Here is a 12,640-nt window from a genome sequence, read left to right as displayed (position 1 = left end):
CCCTTGGTTTGGGGAACAACGGCTCAATGATTTTGTACTGCTCTTTCGTTAGTTCCATAGAGTGGCATTTTACTGACTTTTACGTGAACAGGCCCTAGTGTAATGCATTGAACATGCGATTGCGGTAGCGGTTGACCATTTCATTGTTACTGCCAAGCATCTCGAAGATGGAGAGCATCCCCTTACGGGCGGTATCGTCGCCATAGCTGCGGTCTTTCATCATCAGCTTGAGCAGCAGTTCCAGGGCCGCCTCGTGGTCATTCTCCATCACCCTGTGGGCTGCGAGCTGGTAGATTTGCTCGCTGGTGGCGGTTCCGTTGGCCAGGGCGTGTACCAGGGTTTCGTCATAGGGTGCCTGACCGACGACCGAGTCGAATTGAAAGCGGGCCCTGAGGCCGGTCACTTCAGGATTCTCCTGCTCTTCTGCCGGCAGGGTGTTGAGGGCGGCTTCCGCTTCCTCAATTTCACCCAGGGTGGCTTTCAGTTTTGCATAGGCGAGTATGACTCGTGTATTGGTCGGGTCCGAGGCCTTGGCATCTTCGATCAGCTTGATCGCGCCCTCCACGTCGCCCTGCTGGATCATCGCGTTGGCCTGGGTAACCAGGTTGTCGGATTCCCGGGGTATATGCCGGTCCAGAAATGCCCGGATATCCCCTTCGGGAAGAGCGCCGGCGAATTCGTCAACCACCTCTCCATTGCGGAACAGTTTGACTGCGGGGATGCTGCGAATCCCGTACTGCTGGGCCAGGGCCTGCTGCTCCTCTGTATTTACCTTGGTCAGGATGAATTTTCCCTGGTACTCCTCCACCAGCTTAGCCAGGAGAGGCATGAGCATTTTGCAGGGACCGCACCAATCGGCCCAGAAATCAACAAGAACGGGCAGCTGATGGGAGTTTTGTACTACATAGACAGCGAAGTTTTCAGCTGTTACATCAATGATATAGGGAGAGTCCGACATAGGTTCCTTTAAGTGTTTTTCAGTTTGGGGCTTAGTATACGGTCACTCTTCACCTCTTGAAAATCACCCTTTGAGCGCCTACATCCGCCACAAGCTGTATTTGAGGGTGATTTTCCATGTCAGAGCCAATCCACATCGTCTGTCCTCACTGTGATGCGATCAATCGTGTACCCCGGGAGAAACTCGGTGTGCAACCGAAATGCGGCAAGTGCTCCACACCCCTGTTCAGCGGCCAGCCCCTGGGTTTGAATGAACTGCGCTTTGCCAGGCATATCCATAAGAACGACCTGCCGGTGCTGGTGGATTTCTGGGCACCCTGGTGCGGACCCTGCAAGATGATGGCGCCGGCATTCGAGGAGGCGGCAAGACGCCTGGAACCCAATCTGCGCCTGGTGAAGGTGAGCACTGAAGAGAACCAGGGGATTGCTGCCCAGTTGAATATCCGCAGCATCCCTACATTGGCGCTGTTCCGGCAGGGCAGGGAGGTGGCGCGAGTGGCAGGTGCCATGGATGCCCCTCGCTTGGTTGATTGGGTGAAGCAGAATCTGTAACACGAGTGTAAAAAAACAGCAGAAAGCCACCCATTTCCAATAGACAGACTTACGCCAAATCAAGTAAAATTGACCAAATTTGGCGCAGGTGCCATTCGGCGCGGTGCTCCCTGTTTTTAACCTGTTCGGGATGGCTCCTCTGGAGATTGTCCCGTTCGGCATGCCTGTTGGGGATTGGTTCTTTGAGCAAACCTGCATTGTTGATTCTGGAAGATGGAACGGTATTCCAGGGTGAATCCATAGGGGCGGACGGTCAGACCGTCGGGGAAGTCGTTTTCAATACCGCCATCACTGGCTACCAGGAGATTCTTACGGATCCCTCCTACTGCAAACAGATCGTCACTCTCACCTATCCGCATATTGGTAACACCGGTACCAATGCAGAAGATGAGGAGTCTTCGGCCATACATGCCGCCGGCCTGATCATCCGGGATCTTCCGCTTCTGGCCAGCAACTGGCGTAATACTAAGCCCCTGGATCAGTACCTGCGCGACAACGGCGTGGTAGCCATTGCCGATATCGATACCCGCAAGCTGACCCGCATCCTCAGAGAGAAGGGCGCGCAGAACGGCTGCATCATCGCAGGCGAGGGGCTGGACCAGGCCACGGCCCTGGAAGCGGCAAAAGCCTTTCCCGGCCTGAAGGGAATGGACCTGGCCAAAGAGGTGACTACCGATACCCCCTACGAGTGGGCACAGGGCTCCTGGACCCTGGAAGGCGGATTGCCCGATGCACCCCATCCCATCGAAGAGCATCTCCCTCTCCACGTGGTTGCCTACGACTACGGTGTGAAGCGCAACATCCTGCGCATGCTGGTGGACCGTGGCTGCCGCGTCAGCGTGGTCCCGGCGCAGACGCCGGCCAGCGAGGTGATGGCCATGAATCCTGATGGAGTGTTCCTATCCAACGGCCCTGGCGATCCCGAGCCCTGTGACTACGCCATCGAGGCGATCAAAGAGGTTCTCGATAGCGGTGTACCCACCTTCGGTATCTGTCTCGGTCACCAACTCCTGGCACTGGCCAGCGGTGCACAGACGGTGAAGATGAAGTTCGGTCACCATGGTGCAAACCACCCGGTACAGGATCTGGACAACAAGACAGTGATGATCTCCAGCCAGAACCATGGGTTTGCCGTGGACGAGGAGAGCCTGCCAGCGCATCTGACGGCGACCCATCGTTCGCTGTTCGACAGCTCCCTGCAGGGTATCCATCGTACCGACAAGCCTGCATTCGGCTTCCAGGGACACCCCGAGGCCAGCCCCGGACCCCATGACGTGGCTCCGGTGTTCGACCATTTTATTGAATTGATGCAGTCCGCAGGCTGATGCGGCCCAGCGCCAAGGCACACGCGTACAACCAGGTTTAAGTTACGGCCAGAAATCCATGCCAAAAAGAACAGACATCGAAAGCATCCTTATCATCGGCGCAGGCCCAATCGTCATCGGGCAGGCTTGTGAGTTCGACTACTCGGGCGCCCAGGCCTGCAAGGCGCTGCGGGAAGAGGGGTACCGGGTCATCCTGGTCAACTCCAACCCGGCCACCATCATGACCGACCCGGACTCTGCCGACGCGGTCTACATTGAGCCCATCACCTGGCCGAGCGTTGCCCGCATCATCGAGAAAGAGCGCCCCGACGTGCTGCTGCCCACCATGGGGGGACAGACCGCGCTGAACTGCGCCCTGGACCTCGATCGCGAAGGGGTACTGGAGAAGTACGGTGTTGAGATGATCGGTGCCACCAAGGAGGCGATCGACAAGGCGGAGGACCGCGATCTGTTCCGCAAGGCGATGAGAAAGATCGGGCTCAACATGCCGCGTTCTGCCATCGCCCACAGCATGGAGGAGGCAATCCAGGTTCAGGCCCAGATCGGCTTCCCGACCATCATCCGCCCCTCCTTCACCATGGGTGGCTCCGGTGGCGGTATAGCCTACAACCCGGAAGAGTTCGAAGAGATCTGCACACGCGGTCTCGATCTCTCCCCCACCAACGAACTGCTGATCGAAGAGTCCGCACTGGGCTGGAAAGAGTACGAGATGGAGGTGGTCCGCGACCACAAGGACAACTGCATCATCGTCTGCTCCATCGAGAACTTCGATCCCATGGGTGTGCACACCGGCGACTCCATCACCGTGGCGCCGGCACAGACCCTCACCGACAAGGAATACCAGATCATGCGCGACGCCTCCCTGGCGGTGCTGCGCGAGATCGGCGTGGATACCGGTGGCTCGAACGTGCAGTTCGCCATCAATCCCGAAGACGGGCGCATGATCATCATCGAGATGAATCCCCGCGTCTCTCGCTCGTCCGCGCTGGCTTCCAAGGCCACCGGCTTCCCGATCGCCAAGGTGGCGGCCAAGCTTGCGGTTGGCTATACCCTGGACGAGTTGCAGAACGAGATTACCGGTGGCGCTACCCCGGCATCCTTCGAACCCACCATCGACTACGTGGTGACCAAGATACCCTGTTTCGCCTTCGAGAAGTTTCCCCTGGCTCCGGACCGTCTCACCACCCAGATGAAATCGGTGGGCGAGGTGATGGCCATTGGCCGCACTTTACAGGAATCCCTGCAGAAGGCCCTGCGCGGCCTCGAGACCGGCAAGAACGGCCTGGACGAGATCTGGGATCCCAACGCTGCCGACGCCAAGTCCAAATTGCGCTACGAACTGCGCGAGCCCGGTGCCGAGCGGCTGTTCTACGTGGCTGACGCTTTCCGCCACGGCATGACCATGGAGGAGGTATTTGAAGTTACCTCCATCGAGCCCTGGTTCCTGGTGCAGATCGAGCAGCTGATCAAACTCGAGGCAGAGGTTCGCGAGGGTGGTATTGACTCCCTGGGTGCGGACCGCCTGCGCTACCTCAAGCGCAAGGGCTTCTCCGATGCGCGCCTTGCCAAGCTGGCGGGTGTCAATGAAGCGGATATCCGCAAGCGTCGCTGGGATGCCGACGTGCGTCCGGTCTACAAACGCGTGGATACCTGTGCCGCCGAGTTTGCCACCAATACCGCTTACATGTACTCCACCTACGAGGAAGAGTGCGAGGCCCAGCCCACGGACAAGAAGAAGATCATGGTTCTGGGTGGTGGTCCCAACCGTATCGGCCAGGGTATCGAGTTCGACTATTGCTGTGTCCATGCCGCCTTCGCCATGCGTGACGATGGCTACGAGACCATCATGGTTAACTGCAACCCCGAGACCGTCTCCACCGACTATGACACTTCGGACCGTCTCTTCTTCGAGCCCCTCACTTTCGAGGATGTGATCGAGATCATCGAGAAGGAGAAGCCCGTTGGTGTGATCGTCCAGTATGGTGGCCAGACCCCGCTGAAGCTGGCCGAGGACCTGGAAGCGGCCGGTGCGCCCATTATCGGCACCAGCCCTGATTCCATCGACCTGGCGGAAGACCGTGAGCGCTTCCAGCAGATGGTCCAGAAGCTGGGTCTGAAGCAGCCACCCAACCGTACTGCTACAGATCCCGAGCAGGCCGTTACCCTGGCGGAGGAGATCGGTTATCCTCTGGTGGTTCGCCCCTCTTATGTACTGGGTGGCCGCGCCATGGAGATCGTCTACGGCGAGGAGGATCTGCGCCGCTACATGCATGAAGCGGTGAGCGTCTCCAATGACTCCCCCGTGCTGCTCGACCGCTTCCTGGACGACGCCATCGAGGTGGATGTCGACGCCATCTGCGACGGCAAGGACGTGGTGATCGGCGGTATCATGGAACATATCGAGCAGGCGGGCGTACACTCCGGCGACTCCGCATGCTCCCTGCCGCCCTATACCCTGTCGGCCTCTGTTCAGGACCGCATGCGCGAGCAGATCCGTGCCATGGCACTGGAACTGAAGGTTATCGGCCTGATGAATACCCAGTTCGCCATCAAGGACGACGAGATCTACCTGCTCGAGGTCAATCCCCGTGCCTCGCGTACCGTGCCTTTCGTCTCCAAGGCTACCGGCGTACAGCTGGCCAAGGTGGCGGCACGCTGCATGGCGGGCACCAGCCTGGAAGAGCAGAATTTCACCAAGGAGGTGATCCCCGAGAACTACTTCGTCAAGGAATCGGTGTTCCCCTTCGTGAAGTTCCCCGGTGTGGATACCCTGCTGGGTCCCGAGATGAAATCCACCGGCGAGGTGATGGGTGTGGGTACCACCTTCGGTGAGGCATTCGACAAGGCCCTGGAAGGCGGTGGTTCTATCCTGCCCCGTGGTGGCAAAGCGCTGATTTCGGTTCGTGACGCTGACAAGAAATGCGCTGTTGGCGTGGCCCGGGACCTGGAGAAGCTGGGCTTCAAGCTCTACGCTACCGGTGCAACCTGTCGCGAGATTATCGGTGGTGACGTGGCTTGCGAGCGTGCCAACAAGGTGGCCGAGGGTCGTCCCCACATCGTGGATATGATCAAGAACGACGAGTTCGACCTGATCATCAATACCACTGAAGGCAAGAAAGCGATTGCCGATTCCGCCGAGATCCGCAGGGCGGCCCTGCAGCACAAAGTTGTCTACACTACGACAATGTCCGGTGCCGAGGCCATCTGCCTGGCCCTCAAGCAGGAGGACAGTGTCACCGTCAATCGCCTGCAGGATCTGCACAAGAGCATTGGCGGTTGAAACATAAGAGGTTTAACGAGGAAAAGATATGAGCAAGGTACCCCTGACAGTCAGAGGTGCAGAGAAGCTGCGTGATGAGCTGAACGAGCTCAAAAACGTTGCACGCCCGAAGGTGATCAAGGCCATCGCCGAAGCCCGTGAACACGGCGATCTGAAAGAGAACGCCGAATACCATGCTGCTCGCGAGCAGCAGGGTTTTATTGAAGGCCGGATCAAGGACATCGAGGCCAAGCTCTCCCATGCCCATGTCATCGATGTGCGTACCCTGAATGCCGATGGCCGGGTGGTGTTCGGTGCCATCGTGGATGTGTTCGAAGAGGAAGAGGATGAAGAGCACACCTTCCAGATCGTCGGTGACGATGAAGCGGACATCAAGCAGGGCCTGATCTCGGTGAGTTCACCCATGGCCCGTGCCCTGATCGGCAAGTCAGAGGGTGACGTGGCAGTGGTCGAAACCCCGAAGGGCTCCCGTCACATGGAGGTTCTAGAGGTTCGGTACGAGTAACCGGTATCCGTCCTGAAGGGGATAGCGCACATAGATACCTGGTGTCTATGTGCGTTTCGCATTAATGGGTTATGGAAATCACGCCTTGGGCAAAGTGATCTTGGGCTTCTCGGGATTGTGGCGGTACAGCACGGCGATATGACCAATGCTCTGGACCAGCTCGGCGCCGCTCTTGTCGCAGAGGGCTTCCAGCATCTGCTTACGCTCTTCACGGTCGCCGGCGTTGATCCGAACCTTGATCAGCTCATGGGCGTCCAATGCGACCTCCAGCTCGTTGAGCGCCCCTTCAGTCAGGCCATGCTGACCGGTCATTACGACGGGTTTCAGGCTGTGGGCAAGGCCCTTGAGGTGGCGTTTCTGGGAATTTGAAAGGGGCATTGATAATTTCCGTAAAAGGGCTAAGAGCCTGAAAAGTCGGGCATTCTAACCCAGTTGGTTGTTTCCTGATAGCATTATGTGGGTGAGATATCATCTCCCAATCTGAACAATTAGGTATGAAAAGAAGCAAAAGCAGTCGCCGTTGGCTTGATCGCCACGTCAGTGATGAATTCGTGAAACGTGCCCAGAAGGATGGTTGCAGGTCACGTGCTGTCTATAAGCTATTGGAAATACAGGAAAAAGACAGAGTCCTGAAGCCGGGCCAAGTGGTGGTTGACCTGGGTGCGGCACCGGGTGGCTGGTCCCAGGTGGCCGAGAAGATCGTTGGCGACCGGGGCAGGGTGGTGGCCCTGGATATACTGCCGATGGACTCCATTGCCGGTGTCGACTTCATCCAGGGTGATTTTCGTGAAGAGGGGCCGCTCCAGGAACTTCGGGATCTGTTAGATGGACTGGCCGTCGTGGATCTTGTAATCTCGGATATGGCACCCAATGTTAGCGGTATGAATGCTGTGGATCAGCCCCGCGCCATGTATCTTTGCGAATTGGCGCTGGAGTTTGCCCGGGAGGTGTTGAAACCCGGTGGTGGCATGGTCGTTAAGGTGTTCCAGGGCGAGGGGTTCGACGAGTACATCCGGGAGATGCGCAGTTCGTTCCGGAAAGTGGTTACCCGCAAGCCGAAGGCCTCCAGGCCGCGCAGCCGGGAGGTCTATCTGGTGGCAGGGAACTATAATCCGTAGTATGGTACTAACCCATTAAGTCCAGTAAGTTTTCTAAGCAGTTGAATTACAGGCTTTTCCTTTCCGGAGATTGACTTGGGAAGAGGGCTTTGCACAGTGTGCAGGGAGAGACTGATCGTCCCGCACAGGAAGTATTTAGAGGGTATTCGCCTTGAATGACATGGCAAAAAATCTGATCTTGTGGGTCATCATCGCAATCGTTCTGATGTCGGTGTTCAACAACTTCACCGCACAGAAAACGCGAGCCAACACACTGACCTACTCCGATTTCATCCAGCAGGTGAAGGAGGGTGGTGTTGCCACGGTGACCATCGACGGCCGTGAGATCGAGGGTACTCTTACCGGCGGCGGCACTTTCTCCACCTACAGCCCGGGTGACGACGGCCTGGTCAGCGATCTGTTGAACAACAAGGTCCAGATCGTGGCTACGCCACCGGAAAAGCCGTCCATCCTGATGCAGATCCTGATCAACTGGTTCCCGCTGTTCATCCTGATCGGTCTGTGGATCTTCTTCATGCGCCAGATGCAGGGCGGTGGGGCCGGTCGTGGCGTCATGTCCTTCGGCAAGAGCAAGGCCCGCATGCTGAGCGAAGACCAGGTGAAAGTGACCTTCGCCGACGTAGCTGGCGTGGAAGAGGCTAAGGACGAAGTCTCGGAGATGGTCGAGTTCCTGCGTGATCCCGGCAAGTTCCAGAAGCTTGGGGGCAAGATTCCCAAGGGCGTGCTGATGGTGGGCTCTCCGGGTACTGGTAAGACGCTTCTGGCAAAAGCGATTGCGGGTGAAGCCAAGGTACCTTTTTTCACCATCTCAGGTTCCGACTTTGTCGAAATGTTCGTGGGTGTGGGCGCCTCCCGTGTCCGCGACATGTTCGAACAGGCCAAGAAACACGCGCCCTGCATCATCTTTATCGACGAGATCGATGCGGTGGGCCGTCATCGTGGTGCCGGTCTTGGCGGCGGACACGACGAGCGTGAGCAGACCCTGAACCAGTTACTGGTAGAGATGGACGGCTTCGAAGGCAACGAAGGCGTCATCGTCATTGCCGCTACCAACCGTCCCGACGTGCTCGATCCCGCGCTGCTGCGCCCCGGCCGTTTCGACCGCCAGGTGGTGGTGCCCCTGCCCGATGTGCGTGGCCGTGAACAGATTCTGAAAGTCCACCTGCGCAAGGTGGCGATGTCCGATGACGTCAAGCCATCGTTGATTGCGCGTGGCACCCCCGGTTTTTCCGGTGCCGACCTGGCCAACCTGGTGAACGAGGCGGCGCTGTTTGCTGCCCGGGCCAACAAGCGGTTGGTGGACATGGATGATATGGAGAAGGCCAAGGACAAGATCATGATGGGTGCAGAGCGCCGCTCCATGGTGATGAGTGAGGATGAGAAGAAACTCACTGCCTACCACGAGGCGGGTCACGCCATCGTCGGCCGTCTGGTGCCGTCCCACGATCCGGTCTACAAGGTCAGTATCATTCCGCGCGGACGCGCGTTGGGTGTGACCATGTTCCTGCCTGAAGAGGATCGCTACAGCCTCAGCAAGGAGCACCTCGAGAGCCAGATCTCCAGTCTGTTCGGCGGGCGTATTGCTGAAGAGGTGATCTTTGGCAAGGACAGTGTAACCACCGGTGCCCAGAACGATATCCAGCGTGCAACGACCATTGCGCGCAACATGGTGACCAAGTGGGGCCTCTCCGAAAAGCTCGGTCCGCTGCTCTATAGCGAAGAAGAGGAAGAGGTCTTCCTCGGTCGTGCAGTGACCCAGCACAAGAACGTCTCCGATGAGACCGCCCACGTGATCGATGAAGAGATCCGTGCATTTGTGGATCGTAACTACGAGCGTGCGAAGGGGTTGCTGGAAGAGAACATGGACAAGCTTCACACCATGGCTGATGCCCTGATGAAATACGAGACCATCGACTGTCAGCAGATCGATGACATCATGGCGGGCAAACCGCCAAGGTCACCTGAAGGCTGGAGCGACGACTCCGCAAACGGATCGGGTGGTGGTGCAGTCGCTACAGGTGATGCGCTAAAAGAGGATCCATCGGACACCATTGGCGGGCCTGCAGGCCAGCATTGATCCAATAGCGTCGTATTACACGAACCGCTGGGCATAGCCCGGCGGTTTTGTTTAAACAGACTTCTTTGGTAGAGGTTATTCGCTGAAAAGCCCTGAGGGAGCCGCGACCCCGCTGAAAAAGATGGCTGATTCATACCCCATGGTTGATTTAAGTGTTGCCATTGGGCCGAGGGCGGCCCTCCCACATTGGTAATTGCCATACAGAACAGTTGGATTTTGCAGAGCTTCTGAACATGGCATGTTTGGTCGCTGGATAATAAATTAACGAGTACCCCAGATGTTATTGGACTGCGCAGGTAAAACTCTTGACCTCTCCAAACCCCGGGTGATGGGGATTCTCAATGTAACGCCTGACTCCTTCTCCGACGGAGGTAGTTTCCTCTCGGCAGAAGACGCCCTTGCCAGGGCAAAAGCGATGGTCGATGAGGGAGCGGACATTATCGATGTGGGAGGCGAATCCACCCGGCCCGGTGCTCAGCCGGTGGTTGAGCAGGAGGAACTTGACCGGGTGATACCCATTATCGAGGGCATTGCATCGGAACTGGCTGTGCCAGTCTCCATCGATACCAGCAAGGCCGGTGTGATGCGGGAGGCGGTGGCCGCCGGTGCCGGTATGATCAACGACGTGATGGCATTGCGTGAGGAGTCATCCCTTGAAGTTGCTGCGCAAGCTGGCGTTCCGGTCTGCCTGATGCATATGCTGGGTGAGCCTCGAACCATGCAGAACGATCCTCAATACAGCGACGTGGTGGATGACATCAAGACGTTTCTGGAAGAGCGCGTCCAGGCCTGCAGGGCGGCAGGGATAATGGCAGAACGCCTGTTGCTCGATCCTGGCTTCGGTTTCGGAAAAACCCTTGAACACAATCAGAGGTTGCTGGCTGATCTTGATCAACTCGCAGATATCGGGTTACCGCTATTGATTGGGATTTCACGAAAATCCATGATCGGTGCTCTGCTGAACGATGCGCCGATGGATCAGCGGCTCTATGGCGGCCTGGCCGCTGCAGTACTGGCGGCCGAGCGGGGTGCGGCCATTCTGCGGGTCCATGACGTCAAACCTACCGCCGATGCGCTTAAAGTGACCTCTGCGGTAATGGGGCTGTGAGTCAGGCTTGTAACAGATCTGAAAAAATCGGATAAAATAGCGCGCTATTCCACTTTAGGTGGATCAATAATTCTTAGCCCAATAGGGTACTACTGAGGCAGTTGCATTGGAAAGGAAGTATTTCGGGACCGACGGCATTCGTGGTCGGGTCGGTGAAGGAAAGATCACTCCTGAATTCGTTCTCAAGCTGGGCTGGGCCGCGGGCCGGGTTCTCGGGGGCGAGCAGGGTGGCAAAGTTCTGATCGGTAAGGACACGCGTATTTCCGGCTACATGTTCGAATCTGCCCTGGAGGCGGGGTTGGTTGCAGCAGGTGTGGATATCCACCTGCTCGGCCCCATGCCGACACCGGGGATCGCCTACCTGACGCAGACACTGCATGCCGATGCAGGTATCGTCATCAGTGCGTCGCACAACCCCCACTATGACAACGGTATCAAGTTTTTTTCAGCCGAAGGCAAAAAACTGCCTGACGAGGTAGAACTGGCTATCGAGGCTGAACTCGATAAGCCGATGACAACGGTCGAATCCGATAAGCTGGGCAAGGCTTTCCGGGTGAGTGACGCTGCAGGGCGTTACGTGGAGTTTTGTAAAAGTACCATTCCCTGGACCATGAACTTCAAGGGTCTGCGCCTGGTGATCGATTGTGCCAATGGCGCTACCTACCATATTGCACCGCACGTTTTCAGCGAACTGGGCGCAGAGGTCATTACCATAGGCGCAGAACCGGACGGCCTGAACATCAATGCGGGTGTCGGCTCTACCAACGAGGCGGCATTACAGAATGCTGTATTGGAGCACCGTGCCGATCTGGGCATAGCCTTTGATGGTGATGGGGATCGCCTCATCATGGTGGACGGTGAAGGGGAGGTCCTCGACGGCGATGACATTCTCTATATCATTGCCGTATCCCGCCTCGATAATGGTGGTATGAGTGGTTCAGTGGTGGGTACCCAGATGACCAACCTTGGATTGGAGCTCGCCCTTGGCAAGCTGGGCATTGGACTGGAGAGAACAGATGTTGGCGACCGCTACATCATGGAGCGGTTGGTGGAGAAGAACTGGGTGCTTGGCGGCGAACCTTCCGGCCATATCATCTGCCTGGACCGAACCACCACCGGCGACGGTATTGTTTCAGCGCTCCAAGTGCTGGCCGAGGTCTTCAAGAGTGGTAAATCACTGGGTGAACTGCGTGTCGATGTGGAGAAATTCCCCCAACTGTTGCGAAACGTTCACCTTGGAATGGCATCGGCCAGGGAGGTAATGGCGTCTGAGCAACTCCAGAATGCTGTGAAGGCTGTGGAAAATGAGCTCGGTGAAAACGGTCGGGTACTTTTACGCCCCTCCGGTACCGAACCCCTGATTCGGGTAATGATCGAGGGGAAGGATGGTGACCAGGTGGAAAACCTGACTACACAGCTGGAAAATGTGGTCAAGGCGCTTGTCAGTTAATACCCAGGCATAACGCGATCCCGCTGTACAGAAACCGGCCTCATGTAGGTCGGTTTTTTTGTGCACGGGCCGAAATATTGGCATTTCATAAACTATTTACCCCAGATTTATGCCATGAAGCTCAATCACTTAACAGATATGAAAATAGCCGCATTCTTGTAGAGGTTTTCCCTAGTGGGCCATGCGGTTAATTCGGCAACGCATTCTTTGCCCTATTCACCGAGGCAATAATTTTCTCAGCACTCTTGGTCCACTGGAATGGCTTGGC

10 protein-coding genes are annotated in these 12,640 nt (G+C 57.1%); 8 read left to right on the top strand and 2 right to left on the bottom strand.

What is annotated here, in order from left to right; genetic code table 11:
* Positions 1–94 precede the first annotated feature (94 nt).
* Complete coding sequence (trxA, locus tag BOW53_RS10325; protein ID WP_078487908.1) at positions 95–958, bottom strand: thioredoxin; 864 nt, start codon at positions 956–958, stop codon at positions 95–97.
* Between the two features lie 116 nt (positions 959–1,074).
* Between trxA and trxC the strand changes: the two genes are divergently transcribed.
* The 4 genes from trxC (at position 1,075) to greA (ending at position 6,619) form a co-directional block, all read left to right on the top strand.
* Positions 1,075–1,509, top strand: a complete 435-nt coding sequence (gene trxC / locus BOW53_RS10320) for a thioredoxin TrxC (RefSeq protein WP_078487907.1) — start codon at positions 1,075–1,077, stop codon at positions 1,507–1,509.
* A 182-nt stretch (positions 1,510–1,691) separates the two neighbouring features.
* The gene (gene carA / locus BOW53_RS10315; RefSeq protein ID WP_078487909.1) at positions 1,692–2,834 is read left to right on the top strand and encodes a glutamine-hydrolyzing carbamoyl-phosphate synthase small subunit; all 1,143 of its coding nucleotides are present in this window, start codon (positions 1,692–1,694) and stop codon (positions 2,832–2,834) included.
* 58 nt (positions 2,835–2,892) lie between these two features.
* Positions 2,893–6,114, top strand: coding sequence for a carbamoyl-phosphate synthase large subunit (gene carB / locus BOW53_RS10310; protein ID WP_078487906.1), 3,222 nt, complete (start codon positions 2,893–2,895; stop codon positions 6,112–6,114).
* A gap of 28 nt (positions 6,115–6,142) precedes the next feature.
* The gene (gene greA / locus BOW53_RS10305) at positions 6,143–6,619 is read left to right on the top strand and encodes a transcription elongation factor GreA (RefSeq protein WP_078487905.1); all 477 of its coding nucleotides are present in this window, start codon (positions 6,143–6,145) and stop codon (positions 6,617–6,619) included.
* 78 nt (positions 6,620–6,697) lie between these two features.
* Here greA and yhbY read toward each other — a convergent pair whose 3' ends face one another.
* The gene (yhbY, locus tag BOW53_RS10300) at positions 6,698–6,997 is read right to left on the bottom strand and encodes a ribosome assembly RNA-binding protein YhbY (RefSeq protein ID WP_078487904.1); all 300 of its coding nucleotides are present in this window, start codon (positions 6,995–6,997) and stop codon (positions 6,698–6,700) included.
* A 116-nt stretch (positions 6,998–7,113) separates the two neighbouring features.
* On the opposite strand from yhbY, the gene rlmE reads away from it, so the two are divergent.
* The 4 genes from rlmE (at position 7,114) to glmM (ending at position 12,372) form a co-directional block, all read left to right on the top strand.
* On the top strand, positions 7,114–7,737 hold the full coding sequence (gene rlmE, locus BOW53_RS10295; RefSeq protein ID WP_078487903.1) for a 23S rRNA (uridine(2552)-2'-O)-methyltransferase RlmE: 624 nt from the start codon (positions 7,114–7,116) through the stop codon (positions 7,735–7,737).
* Positions 7,738–7,897: 160 nt separating this feature from the next.
* The gene (gene ftsH, locus BOW53_RS10290) at positions 7,898–9,814 is read left to right on the top strand and encodes an ATP-dependent zinc metalloprotease FtsH (protein ID WP_172838865.1); all 1,917 of its coding nucleotides are present in this window, start codon (positions 7,898–7,900) and stop codon (positions 9,812–9,814) included.
* Positions 9,815–10,091: 277 nt separating this feature from the next.
* Entirely contained in the window at positions 10,092–10,922 is an 831-nt protein-coding gene (gene folP, locus BOW53_RS10285; RefSeq protein ID WP_078487901.1) for a dihydropteroate synthase, read from the top strand.
* A 106-nt stretch (positions 10,923–11,028) separates the two neighbouring features.
* On the top strand, positions 11,029–12,372 hold the full coding sequence (gene glmM / locus BOW53_RS10280) for a phosphoglucosamine mutase (RefSeq protein ID WP_078487900.1): 1,344 nt from the start codon (positions 11,029–11,031) through the stop codon (positions 12,370–12,372).
* Positions 12,373–12,640: the final 268 nt, after the last annotated feature.

Origin of the sequence: Solemya velesiana gill symbiont (genome assembly GCF_002020805.1) — a bacterium.
Lineage (GTDB): Bacteria > Pseudomonadota > Gammaproteobacteria > Chromatiales > Chromatiaceae > Sedimenticola_A.
The sequence above is the reverse complement of the archived record's forward strand: the minus strand, read 5'-3'. Positions and strand labels throughout refer to the sequence as shown.

Coding starts and splice junctions, on each gene's coding strand:
- trxC (WP_078487907.1), top strand. CDS start 1,075: ATGTCAGAGCCAATCCACATCGTCTGTCCTCACTGTGATGCGATCAAT.
- rlmE (WP_078487903.1), top strand. CDS start 7,114: ATGAAAAGAAGCAAAAGCAGTCGCCGTTGGCTTGATCGCCACGTCAGT.
- trxA (WP_078487908.1), bottom strand. CDS start 958: ATGTCGGACTCTCCCTATATCATTGATGTAACAGCTGAAAACTTCGCT.
- yhbY (WP_078487904.1), bottom strand. CDS start 6,997: ATGCCCCTTTCAAATTCCCAGAAACGCCACCTCAAGGGCCTTGCCCAC.
- carB (WP_078487906.1), top strand. CDS start 2,893: ATGCCAAAAAGAACAGACATCGAAAGCATCCTTATCATCGGCGCAGGC.
- greA (WP_078487905.1), top strand. CDS start 6,143: ATGAGCAAGGTACCCCTGACAGTCAGAGGTGCAGAGAAGCTGCGTGAT.
- ftsH (WP_172838865.1), top strand. CDS start 7,898: ATGGCAAAAAATCTGATCTTGTGGGTCATCATCGCAATCGTTCTGATG.
- folP (WP_078487901.1), top strand. CDS start 10,092: ATGTTATTGGACTGCGCAGGTAAAACTCTTGACCTCTCCAAACCCCGG.